20 protein-coding genes are annotated in these 25,682 nt (G+C 54.4%); 18 read left to right on the top strand and 2 right to left on the bottom strand.

Annotated elements, in window-relative coordinates; translation table 11 throughout:
* Positions 1-216: 216 nt before the first annotated feature.
* From cmk to lpxK, 6 genes are all read left to right on the top strand, one after another.
* Positions 217-906, top strand: coding sequence for a (d)CMP kinase (cmk, locus tag U869_RS0113805; protein ID WP_025119384.1), 690 nt, complete (start codon positions 217-219; stop codon positions 904-906).
* 190 nt (positions 907-1,096) lie between these two features.
* Entirely contained in the window at positions 1,097-2,773 is a 1,677-nt protein-coding gene (gene rpsA, locus U869_RS0113810) for a 30S ribosomal protein S1 (protein WP_025119385.1), read from the top strand.
* 63 nt (positions 2,774-2,836) lie between these two features.
* A complete protein-coding gene (gene ihfB / locus U869_RS0113815) occupies positions 2,837-3,121 on the top strand; it encodes an integration host factor subunit beta (RefSeq protein ID WP_004928264.1) in 285 nt (94 codons plus the stop codon).
* Between the two features lie 375 nt (positions 3,122-3,496).
* The gene (locus U869_RS0113820; protein ID WP_255329508.1) at positions 3,497-5,767 is read left to right on the top strand and encodes a ComEC family protein; all 2,271 of its coding nucleotides are present in this window, start codon (positions 3,497-3,499) and stop codon (positions 5,765-5,767) included.
* 35 nt (positions 5,768-5,802) lie between these two features.
* Complete coding sequence (msbA, locus tag U869_RS0113825) at positions 5,803-7,548, top strand: lipid A ABC transporter ATP-binding protein/permease MsbA (RefSeq protein ID WP_025119387.1); 1,746 nt, start codon at positions 5,803-5,805, stop codon at positions 7,546-7,548.
* On the top strand, positions 7,548-8,525 hold the full coding sequence (gene lpxK, locus U869_RS0113830; protein ID WP_025119388.1) for a tetraacyldisaccharide 4'-kinase: 978 nt from the start codon (positions 7,548-7,550) through the stop codon (positions 8,523-8,525). The genes msbA and lpxK overlap by 1 nt, the downstream gene beginning before the upstream one ends.
* A 1-nt stretch (position 8,526) precedes the next feature.
* On the opposite strand, the gene U869_RS0113835 is transcribed toward lpxK, so the two are convergent.
* Positions 8,527-9,933: a VOC family protein gene (locus tag U869_RS0113835; RefSeq protein ID WP_025119389.1), complete on the bottom strand. Its 1,407-nt coding sequence runs from the start codon at positions 9,931-9,933 to the stop codon at positions 8,527-8,529.
* A 517-nt stretch (positions 9,934-10,450) separates the two neighbouring features.
* Here U869_RS0113835 and U869_RS0113840 point away from each other — a divergent pair.
* From U869_RS0113840 to U869_RS0113865, 6 genes are all read left to right on the top strand, one after another.
* Positions 10,451-10,660 carry a cold shock domain-containing protein gene (locus U869_RS0113840; RefSeq protein WP_025119390.1) on the top strand — a complete coding sequence of 70 codons (210 nt, stop codon included), beginning with the start codon at positions 10,451-10,453 and terminating at the stop codon, positions 10,658-10,660.
* Positions 10,661-10,880: 220 nt separating this feature from the next.
* Positions 10,881-11,102, top strand: a complete 222-nt coding sequence (locus U869_RS0113845) for a cold-shock protein (protein ID WP_025119391.1) — start codon at positions 10,881-10,883, stop codon at positions 11,100-11,102.
* Positions 11,103-11,212: 110 nt separating this feature from the next.
* On the top strand, positions 11,213-12,439 hold the full coding sequence (locus tag U869_RS0113850) for a winged helix-turn-helix domain-containing protein (RefSeq protein WP_025119392.1): 1,227 nt from the start codon (positions 11,213-11,215) through the stop codon (positions 12,437-12,439).
* Positions 12,440-12,741: 302 nt separating this feature from the next.
* Entirely contained in the window at positions 12,742-12,924 is a 183-nt protein-coding gene (locus tag U869_RS0113855) for a Trm112 family protein (protein ID WP_025119393.1), read from the top strand.
* Positions 12,921-13,670 (top strand): 3-deoxy-manno-octulosonate cytidylyltransferase, encoded by a 750-nt coding sequence (gene kdsB, locus U869_RS0113860; RefSeq protein ID WP_025119394.1) that lies wholly within the window; start codon positions 12,921-12,923, stop codon positions 13,668-13,670. The genes U869_RS0113855 and kdsB overlap by 4 nt, the downstream gene beginning before the upstream one ends.
* 134 nt (positions 13,671-13,804) lie before the next feature.
* Positions 13,805-14,701, top strand: a complete 897-nt coding sequence (locus tag U869_RS0113865) for a YcbJ family phosphotransferase (protein ID WP_025119395.1) — start codon at positions 13,805-13,807, stop codon at positions 14,699-14,701.
* Here U869_RS0113865 and elyC read toward each other — a convergent pair.
* Entirely contained in the window at positions 14,698-15,471 is a 774-nt protein-coding gene (elyC, locus tag U869_RS0113870) for an envelope biogenesis factor ElyC (RefSeq protein WP_025119396.1), read from the bottom strand. The genes U869_RS0113865 and elyC overlap by 4 nt on opposite strands.
* Before the next feature lie 152 nt (positions 15,472-15,623).
* Between elyC and cmoM the strand changes: the two genes are divergently transcribed.
* The 6 genes from cmoM (at position 15,624) to U869_RS0113900 (ending at position 25,665) form a co-directional block, all read left to right on the top strand.
* Positions 15,624-16,409 carry a tRNA uridine 5-oxyacetic acid(34) methyltransferase CmoM gene (cmoM, locus tag U869_RS0113875; RefSeq protein ID WP_025119397.1) on the top strand — a complete coding sequence of 262 codons (786 nt, stop codon included), beginning with the start codon at positions 15,624-15,626 and terminating at the stop codon, positions 16,407-16,409.
* A complete protein-coding gene (gene mukF, locus U869_RS0113880) occupies positions 16,406-17,728 on the top strand; it encodes a chromosome partition protein MukF (RefSeq protein ID WP_025119398.1) in 1,323 nt (440 codons plus the stop codon). The genes cmoM and mukF overlap by 4 nt, the downstream gene beginning before the upstream one ends.
* Complete coding sequence (gene mukE, locus U869_RS0113885; RefSeq protein ID WP_025119399.1) at positions 17,709-18,437, top strand: chromosome partition protein MukE; 729 nt, start codon at positions 17,709-17,711, stop codon at positions 18,435-18,437. The genes mukF and mukE overlap by 20 nt, the downstream gene beginning before the upstream one ends.
* Positions 18,434-22,888: a chromosome partition protein MukB gene (mukB, locus tag U869_RS0113890; RefSeq protein ID WP_025119400.1), complete on the top strand. Its 4,455-nt coding sequence runs from the start codon at positions 18,434-18,436 to the stop codon at positions 22,886-22,888. Before mukE ends, mukB begins: the two co-directional genes overlap by 4 nt.
* Before the next feature lie 204 nt (positions 22,889-23,092).
* A complete protein-coding gene (gene ldtD / locus U869_RS0113895; protein WP_025119401.1) occupies positions 23,093-24,940 on the top strand; it encodes a L,D-transpeptidase in 1,848 nt (615 codons plus the stop codon).
* A gap of 176 nt (positions 24,941-25,116) precedes the next feature.
* Positions 25,117-25,665, top strand: coding sequence for a YcbK family protein (locus U869_RS0113900; protein ID WP_025119402.1), 549 nt, complete (start codon positions 25,117-25,119; stop codon positions 25,663-25,665).
* Positions 25,666-25,682: the final 17 nt, after the last annotated feature.

A 25,682-nucleotide genomic window follows, 5' to 3' on the forward strand; every position in this document is an offset into this window, starting at 1 on the left:
GTTTTTCTTATCAAAGGCCTCATTCGAGGCCTTTTTGTTCCTCCCTCCCGCATACCCGCTATACTTTTTTGCGTATTAGTGCCCATATTTTCGACAACCAGACAGTTCTAGGTAACAGTAAACCCCACAGGCGCGTATAATACGCCCCCGAATCTGCTCCTACCGGGGCAGAGAGCAGGTGTGTTCCTGTGAGGTTTCTACCTGAAGGAGAGAGAAATGACGGCTACATTTCCGGTGATAACCGTTGATGGACCAAGTGGTGCGGGCAAAGGCACGTTGTGCAAAGCGCTGGCAGAATCCCTTGGTTGGCGTTTGCTGGATTCCGGCGCGATTTATCGCGTACTGGCTCTGGCAGCGTTGCACCATCAGGTGGATATCACCTCTGAAGAGGCGTTAGTCCCCTTGGCCGCCCATCTCGACGTCCGATTTATTGCTCAGGACGGCAAGCTGCAGGTGATTTTGGAAGGTGAGGACGTCAGTAATGAGATCCGCACCGAGACCGTTGGCAATACGGCTTCGCAAACGGCGGCATTCCCACGCGTTCGCGAGGCGCTGTTACGCCGTCAACGTGCATTTCGCGAGACACCGGGCCTGATCGCCGATGGCCGTGATATGGGTACCGTGGTGTTCCCGGATGCACCGGTTAAAATTTTCCTCGACGCTTCTTCGGAAGAGCGAGCGCATCGTCGCATGCTACAGTTGCAGGAAAAAGGCTTTAATGTTAACTTTGAACGTCTTTTAGCCGAGATAAAGGAACGGGATGACCGTGACCGTAATCGGGCTATTGCGCCACTGGTACCGGCTCTCGATGCGCTCGTGTTGGATTCTACCAGCATGTCAATCGAGGAAGTGATCCAGCGGGCGTTGGCATATGCACACGAAGTTTTGGCGTTGCCGCAGCAATAAGCGCGGCGGCGTGATTATCTTTTTGTATATTTGTCATCGTATTGCATGGCAGTAACTGAATATATCGGGTAAAATTTTACCCCTGTAACCTAAACCCTGTCGGCATGGAGCCAATGGCGGGGTATGTCAAACAACCCCATTCGGCGGGATGCTAAATGGACGTTAAACTATAGAACCCTGAAGATTAAACATGACTGAATCTTTCGCTCAACTCTTTGAAGAATCCCTGAAAACAATCGAAACCCGTCCGGGTTCCATCGTTCGTGGTGTTGTTGTTGCTATCGATAAAGATATCGTACTGGTTGACGCCGGTCTGAAATCTGAGTCTGCCATCCCGGCTGAGCAATTCAAAAACGCCCAGGGCGAGCTGGAAATCCAGGTTGGTGACGAAGTTGACGTTGCGCTGGACGCTGTTGAAGATGGCTTCGGTGAAACTCTGCTGTCCCGTGAGAAAGCTAAGCGTCACGAAGCTTGGATCACGCTGGAAAAAGCTTACGAAGAAGCTGAAACTGTCGTCGGTGTTATCAACGGCAAAGTTAAGGGTGGCTTCACTGTAGAGCTGAACGGTATTCGTGCGTTCCTGCCAGGTTCTCTGGTTGACGTGCGTCCAGTTCGCGACACTCTGCACCTGGAAGGCAAAGAGCTTGAGTTTAAAGTCATCAAGCTGGACCAGAAGCGCAACAACGTTGTTGTTTCTCGTCGTGCAGTAATCGAATCCGAGAACAGCGCAGAGCGCGATCAACTGCTGGAAAACCTGCAGGAAGGCATGGAAGTTAAAGGTATCGTTAAGAACCTCACTGACTACGGTGCATTCGTGGATCTGGGTGGTGTTGACGGCCTGCTGCACATCACTGACATGGCTTGGAAACGCGTTAAGCACCCAAGCGAAATTGTCAACGTGGGCGACGAAATCACTGTCAAGGTGCTGAAGTTCGACCGCGAGCGTACTCGTGTATCTCTGGGCCTGAAGCAACTGGGCGAAGATCCATGGGTTGCTATCGCTAAACGTTACCCAGAAGGCACCAAGCTGACTGGTCGTGTTACCAACCTGACTGATTACGGCTGCTTCGTGGAAATCGAAGAAGGCGTTGAAGGTCTGGTACACGTTTCTGAAATGGATTGGACCAACAAAAACATCCATCCGTCCAAAGTTGTTAACGTGGGCGATGTAGTGGAAGTGATGGTTCTGGACATCGATGAAGAGCGTCGTCGTATCTCCCTGGGCCTGAAGCAGTGCAAAAATAACCCATGGCAGCAATTCGCAGAAACCCACAACAAGGGCGACCGCGTTGAAGGTAAAATCAAGTCTATCACTGACTTCGGTATCTTCATCGGCCTGGACGGCGGTATCGACGGCCTGGTTCACCTGTCTGACATCTCCTGGAACGTTGCAGGCGAAGAAGCAGTTCGTGAATACAAGAAAGGCGACGAAATCGCAGCTGTGGTTCTGCAAGTTGACGCAGAGCGCGAGCGCATCTCCCTGGGCGTGAAGCAACTGGCTGAAGATCCGTTCAATAACTACCTGTCTATGAACAAGAAAGGTACTATTGTTACTGGTAAAGTCACTGCAGTTGACGCCAAAGGTGCTACAGTTGAATTGGCAGGCGGCGTAGAAGGTTACCTGCGTGCTTCTGAAGCCTCTCGCGACCGTATTGAAGACGCAACTCTGGTTCTGAACGTTGGTGACGAAGTTGAAGCTAAATTCACTGGCGTTGACCGTAAGAACCGCGTTGTAAGCCTCTCCGTCCGTGCTAAGGACGAAGCAGACGAGAAAGATGCAATCGCTACGGTTAACAGCAGTAAGCCGGAAGAAAGCAACTTCTCCAACGCTATGGCTGAAGCCTTCAAAGCGGCTAAAGGCGAGTAATGACGGGGGGCGGTTTGTTAACCGCCCCGATACGGTAGTTTAGCTGCAAAGCTTGGAGGTACTATGACCAAGTCTGAACTTATTGAAAGACTTGCTGGCCAGCAATCTCATATTCCGGCGAAGGCCGTTGAGGATGCAGTGAAAGAGATGCTCGAACACATGGCAGCTACGCTTGCCGAGGGTGAGCGCATCGAGATCCGCGGATTCGGCAGTTTTTCGCTTCACTACCGTGCTCCGCGCGTCGGCCGTAACCCTAAAACGGGTGATAAAGTTGAGTTGGACGGCAAGTACGTCCCTCACTTCAAGCCAGGTAAAGAGTTACGTGACCGTGCCAATATCTATGGCTAGTCGCTGACCACCCATAGTGTTGTTGCTTGTAAAGAATATAAACGGTGCCTTAGGGTGCCGTTTTTTTTCGCCTGTAAAATCTTCCTCCATTGTTATTCCTACCAAGTCTTGTGTTTCTTCACGCAATCGTCCCTGCAAATGATCGATAACCCACGGATTGTTTGCGTCCCACTTTCCTGAACAAAATTCCGCAACTGGCGCTTAGACGGTTGAGAAGTAACCTCTGTTGCAGAGGCTATTTCCCCGCGACCCAATCCTAGGTGCTGAGGTCAGGCACGGGAGCTAATTTGTAGCACGCTCAGTCCCCTAGCCCTTTGGGAGAGGGCTAGGGTGAGGGGCGTTTAACTGAGTGTCATCACTGCAAGGAGCGCGAAAATCAGGATCTCACTGGACATGGCCGCCATCGCTTTGGTGATAGGGATGCTGCCAATACTGTGGTTACCCCAATTGCCGTCGTTACCTGTATTGCTAGGGTTGGCGGTTGTGGCGTTGTGGCTATGGCGTCATAAACCGAACCCATGGGGCCGGGCACTGTGCTGCTGCCTGCTGGGTTTTATCTACGCCACCGGCAGCGCCAACCTGCTGATGCAACAGGTAGCAACATTAACGACTAGCGGCGATAAAGTCGTGATAGCCTCCGTGCAAAGCATTTGGCTGGATGGGGCTGAGATGCCACAGGTTCAACTGCGTATAGAGCAGGTCAGTGGGCATTGGTTGGTTCCCGCGCTGTTCTTTAAGGCTAACTGGCGCGGTGAAAAGCCCTGTGCGGGTCAACGTTGGGAACTGAAGGTTCGTTTCCGTCCGGTGCACAGCAGCCTGAATGAAGGGGGATTTAACGGGCAACGCTGGGCGATTGCCAATCGGCAACCGTTGCAGGGTTTTATACGAACCGCAACTATGTTGAATGAGGGCTGCTACTGGCGGCAGCACATCGTTAAGCAGACGGATCAAGCGCTCATGCCGCTGGCGCAACGCTCGGTGTTGCTAGCGCTAGCCTTTGGTGAGCGGGCACTGATGGGTAATGAGCTGCGTGGGCAACTGATGAAAACCGGTGTGGCTCACCTGATGGCTATTTCTGGTCTACATATTTCCCTTGCCGGAGCCTTTGCCTGGGGGCTGGCGCGTGGCGTACAGTATTTATTGCCTGCGCGTTATATCGGCTACCGCTTCCCGTTGATCGTTGGCTGGCTGATGGCGCTGTGCTATGTCTGGTTAGCAGGGGGACAACCTCCGGCGATGCGTGCCTTTATCGCCTTGTCCCTATGGTTCTGGCTTCGTCTCAACGGCGTTATCTGTACTTCCTGGCAAATCTGGCTGTGGTGTATCAGCCTATTGTTGCTGTGTGATCCGATGTCCGTGCTCTCGGACAGTCTCTGGCTTTCCGCCTTGGCGGTTGCGGCTTTAATCTTCTGGTTTGAATGGGCAGCGCTGCCAAGGCGTTTCAGCGCATTTTGGGGCTGGGCACCTTTGCGTTGGCTGCACATCCAACTGGGGATGACGCTGTTGCTGATGCCATTACAGTTTGGCTTGTTTCATGGCTTGAGCTGGACATCGTTGCCCGCCAACCTGTGGGCGGTACCGATTGTTTCCCTGCTATCGGTGCCGTTGATCTTGCTGGCATTGATGCTGTTCTTTATTCCGCCGCTAAGTCGCTGGTGTTGGCAACTGGCCGATCTTACCGTTGGTTGGGCCCTATGGCCGCTACCTTGGCTCGAACAGGGGTGGCTACAGGTAGGCGCTGCCCTGCTGCATTTTAGCGTCTTTGGCTGGTTGGCGGTGGTTTGCTGGCGCTTTCGCTGGTGGTTTTACTTTCCTGTCGGTTGTGCCGTCGTTGTGCTGGGGGGCTTACTCTGGCGGGAAAGGGCACCAGATTATCGCTGGAGGGTCGATATGATCGACGTGGGCCACGGCCTGGCCGTGGTGATCGAAAAGCAGGGCAAAGCGGTTATCTATGATACGGGAAACCGTTGGCAGACCTCCAGCGCGGCAGAACGCATGATCTTGCCATTATTGCGTTGGCGGCAGATAGCGCTGGAGCAAATCATTATCAGCCATAGTCATCTGGATCATATTGGTGGTTTGCCGGTATTGGCAGCGGCGTTCCCGCAGGCCAGTGTACGTACGCCGATAATCAACGTTGGCCCACTGCCTTGCGTACAAGGGCAGCGTTGGGTGTGGCGCGGGCTAAACTTTCAGGTACTGTGGCCGCCAGAGCGAAAAGAGCAGGCAGGTAATGATGATTCCTGCGTCGTACGTGTCGATGATGGGAAGTTCAGCCTGTTGTTGACTGGCGATATTGAAAGCCGGGCCGAGCAGGCGTTGCTGAAGCAACGTGCGAATTTACCCAGCACGTTCCTCCAGGTACCACATCACGGCAGCAAGACATCTTCAACGCCGCCATTCTTGCGGGCTGTTGCCCCTGAGTTGGCTTTAGCCTCGGCTTCTCGTTACAACGTCTGGCGCTTACCCGCAGAGAAAATCGTCAAACGCTACCGGGAAAATCACATTTCCTGGCGTGATACGGCCCGCTCAGGGCAGTTGAGCCTGCTGTTTTATGATAACTATTGGCAGGTTAAAGGCTTTCGCGAACAACTAAATCCGCGTTGGTACCATCAGCGGTTTGGCGTCGAGGGTGATAATGAGTAGAATAGGCCGCTATTTCTTCCGATGCTGGTATTTGCATGATGAATGATAAAGATCTTTCCACCTGGCAGACATTTCGTCGCCTCTGGCCGATGATAAAACCCTACCGTACCGGGTTGACTGTCGCAGCCGTTGCGTTAGTGTTCAACGCAGGCGGGGATGCGCTGATGCTGTCCCTGCTCAAGCCGCTATTGGATGGATTTGGCAAAACCGACAGCCGCGTGTTGCTCTGGATGCCTCTGGTAGTTATTGGCCTGATGATCATGCGTGGTATCACCAGCTATATCTCCACCTACTGTATTTCCTGGGTGTCTGGCATGGTGGTGATGCAAATGCGTCGCCGTCTGTTCGGCCATATGATGAGAATGCCGGTCGCCTTTTTTGACCAGCAGTCCACCGGGACGCTGCTTTCACGTATCACCTATGACTCCGAGCAGGTAGCTTCCTCCTCTTCTGGTGCACTGGTTACCGTAGTGCGTGAAGGGGCCTCGATCATCGGCCTGTTTATCGTGATGTTTTATAACAGCTGGCAGCTTTCGCTGATCTTGATCGTGCTGGCACCTATCGTTGCTTTTACTATCCGCATGGTCTCCAAGCGTTTTCGTAACATCAGCAAAAACATGCAGAACACCATGGGGCAGGTAACCACCAGTGCCGAGCAGATGCTGAAAGGGCATAAAGAGGTGCTGATCTTCGGTGGCCAACAGGTGGAAACCGAACGTTTCAATACGGTCAGCAACCGCATGCGTCAGCAGGGTATGAAGCTGGTTTCTGCGTCTTCTATCTCCGACCCTATCATTCAGTTGATCGCTTCGCTGGCATTGGCGTTTGTGTTGTTCGCCGCTAGCTTCCCTAGCGTGATGGAAACATTGACCGCCGGCACCATTACCGTTGTGTTCTCCTCCATGATTGCCTTGATGCGTCCGCTGAAATCACTGACTAACGTGAATGCCCAGTTCCAACGTGGGATGGCAGCCTGCCAGACGCTGTTCTCCATCCTGGATATGGAACAGGAAAAAGACTCAGGGACTCGCCAGATCGAACGCGCCAAAGGGGACATCGAATTCCGCAACGTGACCTTCTACTACCCAGGGCGTGATACCCCGGCGCTGCGTGATATCAATCTGAGCATTTCAGAAGGTAAAACGGTGGCGTTGGTTGGTCGTTCCGGTTCAGGTAAATCGACGATTGCCAACCTGCTGACGCGCTTCTACGACATCCAGGAAGGGCAGATCCTGATGGATGGTCATGACCTGCGGGAATACACCTTGGCCTCGCTACGCGATCAGGTTGCGCTGGTATCGCAGAACGTTCACTTGTTCAATGACACTATCGCCAACAATATTGCCTATGCTCGTGAAGAACGCTACAGCCGCGAAGAGATTGAGAAAGCGGCGCGCATGGCCTATGCCACCGACTTTATTGATAAAATGGAGAAAGGTCTGGATACGGTGATTGGTGAGAACGGCGTGATGCTTTCCGGTGGGCAGCGTCAACGTATTGCCATCGCTCGTGCCTTGCTGCGCGATTGTCCGATCCTGATCCTGGATGAAGCGACCTCCGCGCTGGATACCGAATCCGAACGTGCGATCCAGTCGGCGTTGGACGAGCTACAGAAAAACCGTACCTCGCTGGTGATTGCCCACCGCCTGTCAACCATCGAGAAAGCCGATGAGATCCTGGTGGTTGAAGACGGGCGTATTGTTGAACGTGGCCAGCATGCCGAGTTAATCGAGCAGAAAGGGGCTTACGCACAACTTCACCGTATGCAGTTTGGTCAGTAATGATCGAGCGCATCTGGTCCGGTAGTTCACTGATATACCTGCTGCTGTTGCCGTTTTCCTGGCTGTATGGCCTGGTGAGCGGTCTGATCCGCCTTAGCTACCGCTGCGGTTTACGCAAAAGTTGGCGCGCGCCGGTGCCTGTCGTTATTGTGGGCAACCTCACTGCGGGGGGGAACGGTAAAACGCCGATGGTGATCTGGCTGGTGGAGCAGTTACAGCAGCGTGGCTACCGGGTCGGCGTGGTTTCCAGAGGCTATGGCGGCAAATCGGCTGTCTATCCGTTGGTGCTGAACGAGCAAACCACCACCCGACAGGCCGGCGATGAGCCGGTGCTGATCTATCAGCGTACCGGGGCACCGGTGGCTATTTCGCCGAAGCGTGCCGAAGCGGTGCAAGCCTTGCTAAACCAGGGTGAACTGGATTTGATCATCACCGACGACGGCCTCCAGCACTATGCCTTGCAGCGTGATTTTGAGCTGGTGGTCATCGATGGCGTGCGTCGTTTTGGTAATGGCTGGTGGTTACCCGCAGGCCCAATGCGTGAACGTGTTGCCCGCTTAAAAACGGTGAATGCCTGCGTGGCAAATGGGGGGATCGCCCAACCCGGAGAGATCGCCATGAAGCTCCGGGCGCAGGATGCGGTGAATATCGCCAGCGGTGAACGCCGTCCGGCGATCGAACTGCCCCACGTGGTGGCTATGGCTGGGATCGGCCATCCACCACGCTTTTTCGCCACGTTGGAAAAGTTGGGGGTTGAGGTCGATCGCGAAGTGGCCTTTGCCGATCATCAGGAATACCATCACGGGCAGTTAGCCGCACTGGTGAGCCAGGGCCAAACGCTGCTGATGACCGAGAAGGATGCGGTGAAATGCCGTGCCTTTGCCCAGCCTGACTGGTGGTATCTGCCGGTTGAGGCGGTGCTTCCCACCGAACAGGCCGAGCAACTGCTGCAAGACATCCAAAAGTTGGTCAAATAATTCAAGCTTCCAATGCGCGCAGTCCCAGGGCTTGCGCGCAAGCTTGCAGTGAGCGCTGTTGTGTTTGCTGGTAGAGTTCCATTTCATCAATCACGCTAACCCCTAATGCCTGTTCAAACGCCGTACGGCTTGATGCCGCCGCATACTGCGTATGGCGGCTATCCCCCAGATTCGACTGAAAAATCCCGGCGGCACTGACCGGCAGGAAATCTTCATACACCAGCGGCTGGAAGCGGATGTAGTCCAGAGCGATGAGTTGTTCGAGCGTGCTGTGCTGCTCTATGGTGTCTTTTGCCGCCAGCCCGCACTCGGTAGGGAAATAGCGGAACCAGGCTAATTGTTGCAGTCGTAGTGTATTGTAATCATCTGGGAAAGCCCGGAAATGTTCAGCCAGCAGTTGGTAATAGCGTGGCGCGTTATCTTCCGTGGCCGGGACTTGTAATTCATCCTGGGTGGCCTGTAGCAGGCGATCGTAAAGCGCTCGCCCTTTGGCGGTCAGGGCCACGCCCCGTTGTTCAATCTCACCGAAACGCGCGGTGTGATGCCCTCGCACCTGTTGACCATCCGCTTCGATAAACAGCACTTCTTCCTCTAACGCTTTGAAACTGGTCTGGCGTAACAGGATAGGGCAGTGGCGCGTCGGCGGGCCTTCGATCACCGCTTTAGGCGGAATACCGCGTTCCGGCATTGCCGCTTGTACCCGATCGATATCCAGCGTTCTTGGCGTCAGATGATTGATATGGGGCCCTTTGAAGGCGACGATATCGGCGATCAGGCGATGTTGCTGGTGCAATTGTTGATACTCGCTGGCGCTGACGGTGGCCAAACGGTGCCAACGGAAAGTTTCTAGCGCTTGGGCAACGAATTCCTGTGCCTGCTCGGCATCTAGTCCGCCCTGAACCTCGTGTAACGCCATCAACTCCAAGGCACGCTCGGTAAAAATGCGGCGACGATCCAGCAGCCGTTGTGCCAGTTCGCGTAGCGCCACATTCTCGATCAACTCGAGTCGTAACAGCGAGGTGAAGATGCGGAACGGGCTGGCTTGTAGATCGGCTTCATGCACGGCGCGAAAGGCGGTGGAGTGGACGGGGACACCGGCAACGGTCAGATCGTAATAACCCACTGCCGACATCCCCATCACGGCAAACAACCGCCGTAAGATCTGCAACTCGGCAGCGGTACCAACGCGAATAGCGCCGTGGCGCTCCATAGATAATCGACCGATTTCACCGGTAATCTGTAACCCGTGGGCCAAGGCGGAGTCTTCACTCAGCACCTGCCGGTTGGTTTCTGCGACCAGTTCGATCAAGTCTCCGTACAGTGGCACCTCTTGTTGATACATGGCCGACATCGCCAGGGAAAATTTGGCGCGAATTTCATTCGGCGAGACGAAGTGCAGGTCGATCATGCTGCTAGCTCCTTAGCTCAATAAAATCTGAAAAATGCGGTTTAGGCCGCCAATAGTGCTGGCTGGATGCGCACTTACCGTGTTTTTGACTCAAGTCTAGTCAGTTGGTTCGTGATTTGTTATCGATTGGCTAACGATATTAGTGTTTTATGCGTTAGCTCTCATTTGCAGCGATCGCCGCTAAGGATGAGTAAGGGGAGGAATGTTCCCGGAGTGGGGTTAAAATTGCAGTAATTAAATTTATTAAAATCAGAGTCATAAGAATTTTCTTTGCCAGCATAGCTAAAAAGTGTGATAAACCTCTTGTCTTGATGATGAGTTTATGAGTAAATGCATACCGGCCTGTGATGCAGCGCTATTTATGTACGAGTATAGAGTCAAGTAGTTCCTCCCAAGACGTTATCATCTGATTCCGCTTCAAAGACGAACCTTCTAAGTACCTGCCATAAGTAATGATTCTGACAAACGGCCAAATTGCCATAGGGCAGGTTTTGTAAATATTTAAAAGGTAATAGTAATGTCTAAGAAGACTGGTCAGGTTAAGTGGTTCAATGAAAGTAAAGGTTTTGGTTTTATTGAACAGCAAGATGGCGGCAAGGATGTATTCGTACACTTCTCTGCAATCATGACCGACGGTTTCAAGACTCTGGCAGAAGGCCAGCGTGTTGAGTATACCATTCAGGACAGCCCGCGCGGGCCGGCTGCCGCCAACGTTGTTGCTCTGTAAGTTTACAGGTCACCGCGTTACGAGAGCTTAATACAACCATAATGATGCCTTGGCGCTGATTTATGCGGAAGATATTAGGTTCAACAAGCCCGCTTTTTGGCGGGTTTTTTAATTTTTGCTCACGAGAGGTTTGTTACGAAAAACTTTAGGATGGGCTGGTAGCATCCAAACAATAATAACAAGAACGTTGTTAGGGATGCTCAAGTGAAAGGATATAAATATGTTTAAGAATACTGTATTAAAAATGGGCCACGTGAAATGGTTTGATCAGGCTCAAGGCTATGGTTTTATTTCACCGGTCGATGGTAGTGACGAAATTTATGTTAGCCGCCGTGCTATCGCCAATACCAAGAACAAGTCATTAAACGAAGGTCAGAACGTCGAGTTCTCGATCTATCGTAGCTCTCACGGGCTGTCAGCGGCAGACGTTATCGCGTTCTGATCCGCACTTTCCTCGCCAGTGCCGGTGCCGCCACCCCAAGCACTGGCGAAGAAAATTTCCCCAAAATCCTCTATCATCAGGCCATTGCTCAAATGACCTTGGATATCAGGATGCCAATCCCAGTTATTTCGCTTTCTTCTGCCCGCGCGCTTCATCTTGCCGCTCAAGGGCTGCTATCCCCGATCAAACGCCAGGCTCGCCCCGATGATGTCGTTACCGCCATTGAACGTATGGGCTTGTTGCAAATTGACACCATCAGCGTGGTGGCCCGTAGCCCTTACCTGGTGCTGTTCAGCCGCCTGGGCGACTATCGGCCAGAGTGGCTGGAGCAAGCCTTGGCTAGCCGCAAGCTGTTTGAGTATTGGGCGCACGAAGCCTGTTTTCTCCCTATCGATGATTTTGGTCTGTTACGCCACCGTATGTTGCAACCGCAGGGGATGGGGTGGAAATACTCGCAAGAGTGGATGCAGCAACATCAGCAGGCTATCGACGAACTGCTTCAACATATCGCGGTTCAGGGGCCGGTGCGCTCGGCCGATTTCAGCGCTGAGAAAAAAGGTGCTAATGGCTGGTGGGATTGGAAGCCGGAAAAACGCCATCTGGAAATTCTGTTTACCTCCGGCAAGCTGATGGTGGCGGAACGGCGTAATTTCCATCGTGTCTACGATCTCACCGAACGATTATTGCCGCAGTGGGATGACAGCGTGCACGCTCTCCCATCAGAGGTGGCACACCAACAGATGCTCAGCCGTAGCTGCCGTTATCTGGGCGTGTTTAAAGCCGAATGGCTGGCAGATTATTACCGTTTAAAACGTGTCGCACCTAAACCGTTGTTGGCAACGTTAGTGGAGCAAGGGGAGATCTCAAAGGTTGCGATTGAAGGGATGGAAGGGGAGTTTTATGTCCATCAGTCGCTCGTAGCCGAGCTGGCGTTGGCAGAGCAGGGGAAGTTGAAATCCACGGTGACCTGTTTGTTATCTCCGTTTGATCCTGTGGTGTGGGATCGTCGGCGTGCGCTGGAACTGTTCAACTTTGATTATCGGCTGGAATGCTACACGCCAAAAGAAAAGCGCCAGTATGGTTATTTCACGCTGCCGCTGTTGCAGCGCGGCGAGTTGATTGGCCGGGTGGATGCGAAGATGCACCGTAAGCAGGGTATTTTTGAGGTGATCAGTTGCCATCTGCAACCCGGGGTCAAGCTGGGCAAGCAACGCTGTCAGGATGTTCGTCAAGCTATTACCCGCACGGCAAAATGGCACGGGGCGCAGCGGGTCTCGTTAGGGGACGTGCCAGCAATTCTGGCTGCGGAGTGGGGACAAGGCTGGGAAGTAGAATAACGAACAACGTTGTCAACGAGGGTAAAACGAATTCCAACGTTGCCCGCTATGTTTTTTAATTGCTGTAGTTGGCAAACAGCGCGATGATTTTATGAATACGTTTGATCATTTGCAGGTTCTCATTTTTTTGTGATGTATATCACAAAAAATTCTACGCCTGCCGATTGTCCGATTCAACCCCCGCAGAAAAATTTCCCGTTCGGCAACCGTCTGAGCAAATCAGGCGGTGATTAACCGGCCCCATGGCGTTATGCTATCCTCACGCACTTTCCCTGTTAGCATATCTTCCCCCTGGAGGAAGCATGGATCACCGTTTACTCGAAATCGTTGCCTGCCCGGTCTGCAACGGCAAGCTCTATTTCAACAAAGAACATCAGGAACTGGTCTGCAAACTGGACGGCCTAGCCTACCCATTGCGTGATGGTATTCCGGTATTGCTGGAAAACGAAGCGCGTACCATTCCACTGGACGAGAAGCACGCATGAGTTTTATCGCTATCATCCCGGCGCGTTATGCGTCCACCCGCTTGCCGGGTAAACCGTTGGCGGATATCCACGGCAAGCCGATGGTGGTGCATGTGATGGAACGTGCCCGTGAATCAGGGGCTTCCCGCGTGATCGTTGCCACCGATCATCCTGAAGTAGCCAAAGCGGTCGAGGCTGCTGGCGGTGAGGTCTGCATGACCAGCCCGGATCACCATTCCGGTACTGAGCGCCTGGCGGAAGTGATCGAAAAATGTGGCTTTGCCGATGACGAGATCATCGTCAATGTGCAAGGCGATGAGCCGATGATCCCACCGGTTATCGTACGTCAGGTGGCAGAAAACCTGGCGGCCAGTAGCGCAGGGATGGCCACGCTAGCGGTGCCGATCGAAACCGCAGAAGAAGCCTTCAACCCGAATGCGGTCAAGGTGGTAATGGATGCCCAAGGCTATGCGCTCTATTTCTCACGCGCCACCATTCCTTGGGATCGTGAACGCTTTGCTCAGTCTAAAGAGACTATCGGCAACAGCCTGCTGCGGCATATCGGGATTTACTCTTACCGTGCCGGCTTTGTCCGCCGCTACGTCAGTTGGCAGCCAAGCCAGCTGGAACAGATTGAACTGCTGGAGCAACTGCGGGTGCTGTGGTACGGCGAAAAGATCCACGTTGCGGTGGCGCAGGTCATTCCGAGCGTTGGCGTCGATACGCCAGAAGACTTGCAACGGGTGCGGGACTGCATCAAGCGTTAAGCCGTCTATTGGCCGGGGATCCCGGCCATCTCAATTCCCTGATTTATCCCTTTTATTGATCTACGTTGAAGAATTTCTCCGCTCGCCGTTCAATGATGTCAGATGCTTGTCCTTAATCTGGAGGGTTTCGCCCCATGGAGCAGCTGCGTGCCGAATTGAGTATTGTGCTGGGGGAGTCCGTCGGTCGTCTGGAACGCGTCAGCGAACAGCCCTATGCCCATCTGTATTCGCTGTACGATCGCCAGGATAATGCGATCCCGTTGATGGCAAAAAGCTTTGTCTGCGAGGGCATTGCCCAGCAGGAGGCGTATAAGCTCTCCATGCTGGCGCGTGAAGGGGATATTCGCCTGCCCACGGTGTTTGGCGTGGTCTACACCCGGCAAGCCCCCTACAAAGAGATTTTGCTGATTGAACGCCTGCGTGGCGTATCGGTCGAGGCTCCAACCCGTACCTTGGCCCGCTGGGAAGCGTTGATGGATCAAATTGTTGACGGCATGCTGGCTTGGCACCGCATCGATAGCCATGGCTGCGTCGGCACGGTAGACAGTACGCAGGAAAATGACTGGTTCAGTTGGTATCAGCAGCGTATCGAGGTGCTTTGGTCAACGCTGAGTAACCTGAATTCCCCGCTGTTAAGCATGGAAGATCGCCGCCTGTTGTACCGCACGCGCGAAATGTTGACTGAATTTTTTGCCGGTTTTGACGATCCTTGCGTGCTGGTGCACGGTAATCTGGGGTTACGTAGCATGTTGAAAGATGTCAAAACCGACCAACTGCTGGCGATGCTCAACCCAGGCATGATGCTGTGGGCACCACGGGAATATGAGCTGTTCAGGCTCTGCGAAGCGGGGATGCCGGATCGTTTGATGTTCCACTATCTACAACGTGCGCCGGTGGCGGAGTCTTTCCTGTCTCGTCGCTGGCTCTACGTGGTGTGGGAAGCGGTGGCCAGGATGATCCATACCGGCAAGCTGGATCGTCCGGCGTTCGATCAGGCCGCGCAACAGCTACGGCCTTGGCTGGCAAATTAATCGCTGCTGGCCTCGTCGTCTCCTTTTAGCCGTTGCCACAGGCTGCCCAGCGTTTCGTATGCCGCCCGCTCGCTGTGTCCAAGGAACATGGCAGAAGGCATCACCCGATCCCAGATATTCAACGGTGAGGTAATGGCCAGCTGATTGGCCGGAGCCGGGATAGGATGCAGGCCTTGGGCCTCGAAGAAGCGCATGGCACGCGGCAGGTGATTAGCGGATGTCACCAGCAAAAACGGCTGTTGTCCCACCAATTTAGCGACCTCTGCCGCTTCTTGCTCGGTATCTCGCGGGCGATCTACCAGTACGATGTCGCTGGCTGGCACGCCCAGGCTTTCAGCCACCAGCGCTGCGGTAGCCGCGCTGCTTCGCGTTTTCGCGCCTTTTCCACCGGTGAAGACCAGCTTGCTACCTGGGTGTGACAGGTATAGCCTGACGCCTTCCGTCACCCGTGGCAGGCTGTTGTTGAGCAGGTTGGAACTGGGTGCCCAGTCTGGGTTATAGGTGTAACCACCGCCCAGCACCACGATATAGTCAACCGGGCCGTTGCCCCGATAGGTTGGGTAGCTGGCTTCCAGTGGCCGCAACAGGCGGTCGGCGACCGGTTGCAGGCTGAGCAGCAGCAACAGCAGCCAGCTCAGGCTTAACATGACTTTGCCGCTTTTCTGCCAGCGGGTAAACCACAGCAGCAATAGTGCCAGCCCCATGATCAACAGCAGCGCGGGTAGCGGCATCATCAGGTTGCCAATAAATTTTTTCAGGTGAAATAACATCAAAAATCAGGTCCTTTTGGGCGAAAAAGCGACATCTGGCCGCATTCATGCTGCAAGAAGATTTATTCTAAGCCAGTCTGTGCCAAAATAGCAGGTTTGAATGGGCAGGCGTTTTGCCGCAGGCCAAGATTTAATCAGCGGAGCCGTAGTCCATGCAGGATCGCAATTTTGACGATATTGCCGAGAAGTTTGCGCGTAATATTTACGGCACCACCAAGGGAAAAATCCGTCAGGCGGTGGTCTGGCAGGATCTGACCACGCTGCTGGCCCAGTTGCCGCAGCGGCCACTGCGCATTCTGGATGCCGGTGGGGGCGAAGGCCATATGGCCTGCCAACTGGCAGAATTAGGACATCAGGTCTTGTTGTGCGATCTTTCTGGTGAGATGATCCAACGCGCCGCGTTGCTTGCCGAGCAGAAAGGTGTGAGCCACAACATGCAATTCATACAAAGTTCGGCACAAGAGATCGGTCAGCATTTGGCACAGCCGGTTGATCTGATATTGTTCCATGCCGTGTTGGAGTGGATCGCCGAACCGCAGGTGGCATTACAGGCGTTGTTTGACTGCCTGGTGCCCGGCGGCGCGCTATCATTGATGTTCTTTAATGCCAACGGTCTGTTGATGCGTAACGTGGTGTTGGGGAATTTCCAACTGGTGGATCCCGAGGTCAGACGGCGTCGCAAGCGCTCGCTGTCGCCGCAGTATCCACACAGCCCACCGCTGGTCTACGGCTGGCTGGAGCAGATGGGCATGCAGATTTCAGGGAAAACCGGCGTGAGGGTTTTCCATGATTATCTGCAAAGCAGGCAGTTGCAGACACAAAAATTTGAAGAACTGCTGGCGCTTGAACAGCACTATTGTCGGCAAGAGCCGTACGTGAGTTTGGGGCGCTATATTCACGTCATGGCGCATAAACCGAACCTGAAGGACGAACTATGAGTGAATTTTCCCAGACAGTACCCGAACTGGTCGCCTGGGCACGGAAAAATGATTTCTCTATTTCGCTCCCCACTGAGCGTCTTGCGTTTTTGCTGGCTATCGCCACGTTAAATGGTGAGCGGCTGGACGGCGAGATGAGCGAAGGTGAGCTGGTTGATGCATTTCGCCATGTCAGCAAAGGGTTTGAACAGACGCATGAAACGGTGGCGATCCGCGCCAACAATGCGATTAACGACATGGTGCGCCAGCGCCTGTTGAACCGCTTTACCAGCGAGTTGGCGGATGGCAATGCCATCTATCGTCTGACGCCGCTGGGCATTGGTATTACCGATTACTATATCCGCCAGCGTGAGTTTTCGACCCTGCGTCTTTCCATGCAGTTGTCGATCGTGGCGGAGGAGCTGAAGCGTGCCGCAGACGCTGCCGAAGAGGGTGGCGATGATTTCCATTGGCACCGTAACGTCTTTGCCCCACTGAAATATTCGGTGGCGGAGATCTTCGACAGTATCGACCTGACCCAGCGCCTGATGGATGAACAGCAGCAGAGCGTGAAAACCGATATCGCGGCGCTGCTCAACCAGGATTGGCGTGCGGCGATCTCCAGCTGTGAGATGCTGCTGTCGGAAACCTCCGGCACCCTGCGTGAACTACAGGATACGCTGGAGGCCGCAGGTGATAAACTCCAGGCCAACCTGCTGCGTATTCAGGACGCCACGCTGGGAGAGATGGAGCTGGGCTTTGTCGACAAGCTGGTGTTTGATTTGCAAAGCAAGCTGGATCGCATCATCAGTTGGGGCCAACAGGCGATTGACCTGTGGATCGGCTATGACCGCCACGTGCACAAGTTTATCCGTACCGCGATCGATATGGATAAAAACCGCGTGTTCGCCCAGCGCCTGCGCCAATCGGTACAAAACTACTTCGATAATCCTTGGACATTGACCCATGCCAGCGCCGATCGTCTGCTCGATATGCGTGACGAAGAGTTGGCGTTGCGCAGTGAAGAGGTCACCGGGGAGTTGCCGTCAGATCTGGAATATGAAGAGTTCAGCGAAATTCGCGAACAGCTGGCCGCGATGATCGAACAGGCACTGAAGGTGTATCAAGAACAAAAAATACCGCTCAATTTAGGAGAGGTAATGCGCGATTATCTGGCGCAATATCCGCGAGTACGTCACTTTGACGTTGCCCGCATAGTGGTCGACCAGGCAGTGCGCCTTGGTGTGGCTGAAGCTGATTTTTCAGGGTTGTCCGCGCAGTGGCAGGCAATCAATGATTACGGAGCCAAGGTACAGGCCCATGTCATCGACAAATATTGAACAAGTAATGCCAGTCAAGCTGGCCAAGGCATTGTCTAACACGCTGTTTCCGGCATTAGATAGCCAATTGCGCGCAGGTCGTCACATCGGTATCGATGAGTTGGACAACCACGCATTCCTCATGGATTTTCAAGACGAGCTGGAAGAGTTTTATACCCGTTACAGCGTCGAGCTGATCCGGGCGCCGGAAGGGTTCTTCTATTTGCGCCCGCGCTCCACCACGCTGATTCCACGTTCGGTGCTTTCCGAGCTGGACATGATGGTCGGCAAGATCCTGTGCTATCTCTACCTGAGCCCGGAACGCCTGGCGCATGAAGGGATCTTCAGCCAGCAGGAGCTGTACGATGAGCTGCTGAGCCTGGCGGATGAGAACAAGCTGCTGAAGTTCGTCAACCAGCGCTCCACCGGTTCGGATCTCGATCGTCAGAAGCTGCACGAAAAAGTGCGCTCTTCGCTCAATCGCCTGCGCCGCTTGGGCATGGTGTATTTCATGGGCACTGACAACAGCAAATTCCGTATTACCGAGGCGGTATTCCGCTTCGGTGCCGATGTGCGCAGCGGTGACGATCCGCGTGAAGCCCAGTTGCGGATGATCCGCGACGGTGAGGCCATGCCGGTTGAAAACAGCCTGTCACTGAACGATGAGAGCGATGCGGAAGATGCGCAGGCAGAGACCACCCCGGACAGTGCAGAGGATGAACAGGAATGATTGAACGCGGTAAATTTCGCTCATTGACGCTGGTTAACTGGAACGGTTTCTTTGCCCGCACCTTTGATCTGGATGAGTTGGTCACCACGCTTTCGGGCGGTAACGGGGCGGGTAAGTCCACCACCATGGCGGCTTTCGTCACGGCGCTGATCCCGGATCTGACGTTGCTGCACTTTCGTAACACCACCGAAGCCGGTGCCACCAGCGGCTCACGCGACAAAGGCCTGCACGGTAAATTGCGCGCCGGTGTCTGCTACTCCACGTTGGACGTGGTCAACTCGCGCCACCAGCGTGTGGTGGTGGGGGTTCGTCTACAACAGGTAGCGGGGCGCGATCGCAAGGTTGATATCAAACCCTTCACCATTCAGGGGCTGCCAACGGCGGTACAACCGACCGAGCTGCTGACCCAGACCGTGGGCGAACGTCAGGCCCGTGTCCTGTCGTTGCAGGAGCTGAAAGAACGTGTTGAAGAGATGGAAGGGGTGCAGTTCAAGCAGTTCAACTCCATCACCGATTATCACGCCCTGATGTTTGATCTGGGGGTGCTGCCTAAGCGCCTGCGTACTTCTGCCGACCGCAGCAAGTTCTATCGCCTGATCGAAGCCTCGCTGTACGGCGGGATTTCCAGTGCCATCACGCGCTCGCTGCGTGATTACCTGCTGCCGGAAAACGGCGGTGTGCGTAAAGCGTTCCAGGATATGGAAGCCGCACTGCGCGAGAACCGCATGACGCTGGAAGCGATCCGCGTCACCCAGTCGGATCGCGATCTGTTCAAACATCTGATCTCCGAAGCGACCTCCTATGTGGCTGCTGACTACATGCGCCACGCCAATGAACGGCGTATCCATCTCGATGGGGCGTTGGTCTTGCGCAACGAGTTGCTGAGCAGCCGTAAACAGCTGGCTGCCGAGCAGTTCCGCCATGTCGAAATGTCGCGTGAACTGCATGAGCAAAGTGGTGCCGAATCCGATCTGGAAACCGATTATCAAGCCGCTAGCGACCACTTGAATCTGGTACAGACGGCGATGCGCCAGCAGGAAAAGATCGAGCGTTATGAAGGCGATCTGGAAGAGCTGACCTACCGTCTGGAAGAACAGAACGAAGTCGTCGCAGAAGCAGGTGAACAGCAGGCCGAAAACGAAGCGCGTGCCGAAGCGGCGGAGCTGGAAGTTGATGAGCTGAAAAGCCAGCTCGCCGATTACCAGCAGGCGCTGGACGTGCAGCAAACCCGTGCCATTCAATATCAGCAGGCACTGCAGGCTCTTGAGCGTGCTCGTGCGCTGTGCCAGGTGCCGGATCTCACCGCCGAAAATGCCGAAGAGTGGCTGGATACATTCCAGGCGCGTGAGCAGGAAGCGACCGAGTCCCTGTTGCAACTGGAGCAGAAACTCAGTGTGGCGGACGCGGCACACAGCCAGTTCGAACAGGCTTATCAGCTGGTGGGCAAAATTGCAGGTGAAGTCAGCCGCAGTGAAGCCTGGCAGACTGCGCGTGAACTGTTGCGTGACTGGCCTTCGCAGCAGCATCAGGCGGAGCGTGTACAGCCGTTGCGGATGCGTTTAAGCGAGTTGGAACAGCGTCTGCGCTCGCAGCAGGATGCCGAACGTCTGTTGCAGGAATTCTGTAAACGCCATGGGCAGAGCTATCAACCGGATGAGCTGGATGCCTTGCAGCAAGAGCTGGAAGAACGTTTAGAGTCGCTGTCGCAAAGCGTCAGCGATGCCGGTGAGCGCCGGATGGAAATGCGCCAAGAGCTGGAGCAAATCCAACAACGCATCAAAGAGCTGACCGCCAGGGCACCGATTTGGCTGGCCGCGCAGGATTCACTGACTCAGCTCAGCGAGCAAAGCGGTGAGGCCTTCGAAGATAGCCAGCAAGTTACCGAATACATGCAGCAACTGCTGGAGCGCGAACGCGAAACCACCGTTGAGCGTGATGAAGTGGCCAGCCGCAAGCGTGAAATAGAAGCGCAGGTCGAACGCCTCAGCCAGCCGAGTGGGGCTGAAGATCAGCGTCTGGTGACGTTGGCCGAGCGCTTTGGCGGCGTGCTGCTGTCGGAAATCTATGACGATGTCACAATTGACGACGCCCCGTACTTCTCGGCGCTGTACGGCCCGTCGCGCCACGCCATTGTGGTGCCGGATCTATCGCTGGTGCGTGATCAACTGCAAGGTCTGGAAGACTGTCCGGAAGATCTCTACCTGATCGAAGGGGATCCGCAGTCGTTCGATGACAGCGTGTTTGCCGTTGAAGAGCAAGACAAAGCGGTGGTGGTGAAAATCGCCGATCGCCAGTGGCGTTACTCTCGTTATCCGGAAGTGCCGTTGTTTGGCCGTGCTGCCCGCGAAAATCGTTTGGAAGTGCTGTACGCAGAGCGTGATTCGTTGGCCGAACGCTATGCCACCTTGTCATTTGACGTACAGAAAACCCAGCGTTCTCACCAGGCGTTCAGCCGCTTTATCGGTTCTCACCTTGCCGTGGCGTTTGACGCCGATCCCGAAGCGGATATCCGTGCTCTGAACAGTCGCCGTGGTGAAATCGAGCGTGCGCTCAATAACCACGAAGCGCAGAACCAGCAGCAGCGCCAGCAATATGAGCAGGCCAAAGAGGGCATTTCCGCGCTCAACCGCCTGATACCGCTGGTGTCACTGTTAAATGATGAAACCTTGCAGGATCGTGTCGAAGAGATCCGCGAGGAAATGGAAGAAGCGCAGGATGCTGCGCGTTATATCCAACAGCACGGTGTTGCTTTAGCCAAGCTGGAGCCAGTGTTGCCGGTACTGCAAAGCGATCCGGAACAGCACGAACAGTTGCAACAGGACTATGTACAGGCTCAGGCTACCCAGCGCCAGGCCAAGCAGCAGGCCTTTGCCCTGACGGAAGTGGTGCAGCGCCGCGCGCACTTCAGCTATACCGATTCTGCCGGTATGCAGAATGCTGATAACGATCTCAACGATAAGCTGCGTCAGCGCTTGGAACATGCAGAGGCCGAACGTACTCGCGCGCGTGAGCAATTGCGCCAGTACCAGGCGCAGTTTACGCAATACAGCCAGGTGTTGGCCTCGCTGAAAAGCTCTTATGACGCCAAGCGCGACATGCTTAAAGAGCTGAGCCAGGAGCTGGTGGACATTGGCGTGCAGGCCGATGCCAATGCCGAAGCCCGTGCGCGCCAGCGTCGGGATGAATTACATGCGTCGTTGAGTAATAACCGTAATCGCCGTAATCAGTTGGAGAAGCAACTGACCTTCTGCGAAGCGGAAATGGACAGCCTGCAAAAGAGACTGCGCAAGCTGGAGCGTGATTATTACCAACTGCGTGAGCAGGTGGTGACCGCCAAAGCGGGCTGGTGTGCCGTGATGCGTATGGTGAAAGACAACGGAGTTGAACGCCGTCTGCACCGTCGTGAACTGGCCTATATGGACGGTGACGAGCTGCGTTCAATGTCGGATAAGGCGTTGGGTGCGCTGCGTCTGGCGGTGGCGGATAACGAACATCTGCGCGACGTACTGCGCCTGTCGGAAGATCCCAAACGGCCTGAGCGCAAGATCCAGTTCTTCATCGCGGTTTATCAGCATCTGCGCGAGCGTATCCGTCAGGATATTATCCGTACCGACGATCCGGTTGAAGCCATCGAACAGATGGAGATCGAACTGGGTCGTCTGACCGAAGAGTTGACCGCGCGTGAGCAAAAACTGGCGATCAGTTCGAAGAGCGTGGCGAACATTATCCGCAAGACCATCCAGCGCGAGCAGAACCGTATCCGGATGCTCAACCAGGGGTTGCAAGCGGTGTCCTTCGGCCAGGTGAAGAGTGTGCGGTTGAACGTCAACGTACGCGAAGCGCATGCCACCTTGCTGGACGTGCTCTCCGAACAGCAGGAACAGCACCAGGATCTGTTCAACAGCAACCGCCTGACCTTCTCGGAGGCCTTGGCCAAACTGTATCAGCGTCTGAATCCGCAGATCGACATGGGCCAGCGCACGCCGCAAACCATCGGTGAAGAGCTGCTTGATTACCGTAACTACCTGGAGCTGGAAGTGGAAGTTTTCCGTGGTTCCGACGGTTGGCTACGTGCAGAAAGTGGTGCGCTGTCCACCGGGGAAGCGATCGGTACAGGCATGTCGATTCTGGTCATGGTGGTACAGAGCTGGGAAGAGGAATCACGCCGCCTGCGGGGTAAAGATATTTCGCCTTGCCGTTTGCTGTTCCTTGATGAAGCCGCGCGCCTGGATGCCAAATCCATCGCCACGCTGTTTGAGCTGTGCGATCGTCTGGAGATGCAGCTGATTATCGCCGCGCCAGAAAACATCAGCCCGGAAAAAGGCACTACCTATAAACTGGTGCGTAAGGTGTTCCAGAATCACGAGCATGTGCACGTGGTGGGCCTGCGCGGATTTGCCAGTGAACAACCGGCTTTGGGCGCAGTAGCGACAGAAACGTCGCAAAGCTAAAAAAACGCCCTATAAATCTGAAAATAGCCACCTTTTGGTGGCTATTTTTTTGCGCTACGAGGATGATAGGCCTGTTTTTTTTCCGGTGGTATGCCGGGATGACGGAGTTATTTACGGTGCTCAGAGCAAAAGCGCCGTTCTGTTTGTATACTGAAACTAATAATAGTCTGTGCGGTATTTTTGTGAGCCTACAGGGGGCAAGGGATGTTGCTTAAAAATGGAAACTCAGTACGACGTCTGGCATTGAGTTGCGCAATCGCGTGTGGTTTTGCCGTGTCGTTTTCCGCATGGGCAACTGTACCGGCGTTGCCGGTGGTGTCATCATCATCGGGGATGTCCGTGGCACAAAGTCGTGCCGAACTGCTTGCGGCGTTGCCGAAAAGCGTAGTGCCGTATTATCTCTCTACCTTGGCACCGCTGTATGCCGCCAACCAGATGCAGCCTATGTGGCAGGATCGGGAAGCGGTGCTGCAATTTCAGCAGCAACTGGCCGAGCTGGCGATTTCTGGTGTACAACCACAATTTACCCAGTGGGTAAAACTGCTGACCGATCCGGCTATCACCGATATGGCGCGTGATATTGTGCTGTCGGATGCCATGCTGGGTTATTTGCAGTTTGTGTCCTCGATCGGGGCCAACGGCAATAACTGGCTGTACAGCAATATTCCTTACAAGCTGAGCGTGCCAGCGAATACGGTGATTAACCAGTGGCAGCTCTCGATGCATCAGGGAAAAACGCTGGCTTATGTCAACTCGTTGGCTCCGCAACATCCTCAGTACGCCAAAATGCATCAGGCACTGCGTGAGATGCTGGCCGATGGTCGTCCGTGGCCGCAAATGGCCAATGGGGCAAGCCTGCGCCCTGGGCAACTCAGCGACGATATTCCCGCGCTGCGTGATATTCTGGCACGTACCGGTATGCTAAGCGCCAGCCCGGCGAAGAGCGCTTCACCAGAGCCTGAAGTGACCAATGCAAGTGCCGCGACCCCGGCAGCGGATGACGATCTCTCGGTGGATGAAGAGAAGACCCGCGATACCGCAGGGAGCGTCGTCAGCCCGGCAGCGGCACCAATCAAAGATCTTGCTCCATCTCCAGAGGCGACCGCACAGGTACAACCTGCCAGCCCGGTTTCGGTAACGGATAATCGTTACACGGATGATCTGGTGGAAGGGGTGAAACGCTTCCAGACCTGGCAAGGGCTGACGCCTGATGGCGTCATCGGTACCCGGACGCGTGAATGGCTGAACGTTTCGCCACAAACGCGGGCTTCACTGCTGGCGTTGAACATCCAGCGCCTGCGCATTCTGCCAGGGCATGTGGATACCGGCATTATGGTCAACATCCCTAACTACTCGCTCACCTATTATCTCAATGGTAACGAAGTATTGTCTTCGCGAGTGATTGTTGGCCGCCCAAGCCGCAAAACACCGCTGATGAGCAGCGCGCTGAATAACGTGGTGGTCAACCCGCCATGGAATGTGCCGACCAAACTGATCCGTGAAGATATCGTGCCCAAGGCAATGCGTGATGCCAGCTATTTCCAGAAACACGGCTACCGGGTGTTCTCTGGCTGGAGCAATGATGCAGAAGCTATCGATCCGGCCATGATTGACTGGGCGGTGGTTTCACCGCGTAATTTCCCTTACCGTATCCAGCAGGCTCCAGGGGCCACCAACTCATTGGGGCGCTTCAAGTTTAACATGCCAAGCTCGGATGCCATCTACCTGCACGACACGCCGAACCATGGCCTGTTCCAGAAAGATATCCGCGCGTTAAGCTCTGGCTGCGTACGCGTCAACAAGGCCTCCGATCTGGCCAATATGCTGTTGCAGGATGCTGGTTGGAATAACACGCGTGTCTCTTCCACACTGAAAGGCGGTAACACGACGTACGTGAACATCCGTCAGCGTATTCCGGTTCAGCTGTATTACCTGACCGCCTGGATTTCGGAAGACGGCAAACCGCAGTTCCGCACAGATATTTACAATTATGATGCGACAGTGAGATCCGGTGCACAAATTTTGGCTCAGGCCGAAAAATTGATGCAATAAATGCAGTAATTCTAGATAAATAACGGTCTGAATGTCTGGCTAGTTACCAGCACTCTTTTTGTGAGTGCTGGTAAACCACGGCGTATCGCGGGTTGACTCCGCATACGCTGGCGGTTATGGTTCGGGCAGTGCGCAGTTTTGTGCATATATTTTGACATTCTTGCCGGGTTTAAGTCATGGACAAAATTGATCATCATCGCCGTAAATGGCTGGCGTTAGGTAGCGCCGCCGTGGGTATCGCGCTGCTCCCAGGGCAGGCGTTGGCCAGTATTTCTACCTCTCGTCCACGTATTCTATTGTTGAACAACCTCAATACCGGCGAATCCATCAAGGCCGAGTTCTTCAACGGAAAAGGTTACAATAAAGAAGAATTGGCGCGCTTGAACCATATCTTCCGTGACTATCGGGCCAACAAGGTCAAGAGCATCGACCCGGCTCTGTTTGACCATCTCTATCGCCTAAAGGTGATGCTGGGTACCAGTAAACCGGTACAACTGATTTCCGGCTACCGCTCTATGGCGACCAATACCGAAATGCGTGAGCACAGCCGTGGCGTGGCCAAACAGAGCTACCACACCAAAGGCCAGGCGATGGATTTCCATATCGAAGGGATCCAACTGAGCAATATCCGCAAGGCCGCGTTAAAAATGCGTGCTGGCGGGGTAGGCTATTATCCACGTAGTAACTTTGTGCACATCGATACCGGCCCGGTGCGGACCTGGTAATCATTGTGCATCATGAT

The sequence above is a fragment of the Serratia sp. H1w genome, from assembly GCF_000633355.1.
In the GTDB taxonomy this organism is placed as follows: Bacteria; Pseudomonadota; Gammaproteobacteria; order Enterobacterales; family Enterobacteriaceae; genus Chania.

Bases quoted from the DNA above. Each gene is read 5' to 3' on its own strand.
- cmk (WP_025119384.1), top strand. From the start codon at position 217: ATGACGGCTACATTTCCGGTGATAACCGTTGATGGACCAAGTGGTGCG.
- rpsA (WP_025119385.1), top strand. From the start codon at position 1,097: ATGACTGAATCTTTCGCTCAACTCTTTGAAGAATCCCTGAAAACAATC.
- ihfB (WP_004928264.1), top strand. From the start codon at position 2,837: ATGACCAAGTCTGAACTTATTGAAAGACTTGCTGGCCAGCAATCTCAT.
- msbA (WP_025119387.1), top strand. From the start codon at position 5,803: ATGATGAATGATAAAGATCTTTCCACCTGGCAGACATTTCGTCGCCTC.
- lpxK (WP_025119388.1), top strand. From the start codon at position 7,548: ATGATCGAGCGCATCTGGTCCGGTAGTTCACTGATATACCTGCTGCTG.
- U869_RS0113835 (WP_025119389.1), bottom strand. From the start codon at position 9,933: ATGATCGACCTGCACTTCGTCTCGCCGAATGAAATTCGCGCCAAATTT.
- U869_RS0113840 (WP_025119390.1), top strand. From the start codon at position 10,451: ATGTCTAAGAAGACTGGTCAGGTTAAGTGGTTCAATGAAAGTAAAGGT.
- U869_RS0113845 (WP_025119391.1), top strand. From the start codon at position 10,881: ATGTTTAAGAATACTGTATTAAAAATGGGCCACGTGAAATGGTTTGAT.
- U869_RS0113850 (WP_025119392.1), top strand. From the start codon at position 11,213: ATGCCAATCCCAGTTATTTCGCTTTCTTCTGCCCGCGCGCTTCATCTT.
- U869_RS0113855 (WP_025119393.1), top strand. From the start codon at position 12,742: ATGGATCACCGTTTACTCGAAATCGTTGCCTGCCCGGTCTGCAACGGC.
- kdsB (WP_025119394.1), top strand. From the start codon at position 12,921: ATGAGTTTTATCGCTATCATCCCGGCGCGTTATGCGTCCACCCGCTTG.
- U869_RS0113865 (WP_025119395.1), top strand. From the start codon at position 13,805: ATGGAGCAGCTGCGTGCCGAATTGAGTATTGTGCTGGGGGAGTCCGTC.
- elyC (WP_025119396.1), bottom strand. From the start codon at position 15,471: ATGTTATTTCACCTGAAAAAATTTATTGGCAACCTGATGATGCCGCTA.
- cmoM (WP_025119397.1), top strand. From the start codon at position 15,624: ATGCAGGATCGCAATTTTGACGATATTGCCGAGAAGTTTGCGCGTAAT.
- mukF (WP_025119398.1), top strand. From the start codon at position 16,406: ATGAGTGAATTTTCCCAGACAGTACCCGAACTGGTCGCCTGGGCACGG.
- mukE (WP_025119399.1), top strand. From the start codon at position 17,709: ATGTCATCGACAAATATTGAACAAGTAATGCCAGTCAAGCTGGCCAAG.
- mukB (WP_025119400.1), top strand. From the start codon at position 18,434: ATGATTGAACGCGGTAAATTTCGCTCATTGACGCTGGTTAACTGGAAC.
- ldtD (WP_025119401.1), top strand. From the start codon at position 23,093: ATGTTGCTTAAAAATGGAAACTCAGTACGACGTCTGGCATTGAGTTGC.
- U869_RS0113900 (WP_025119402.1), top strand. From the start codon at position 25,117: ATGGACAAAATTGATCATCATCGCCGTAAATGGCTGGCGTTAGGTAGC.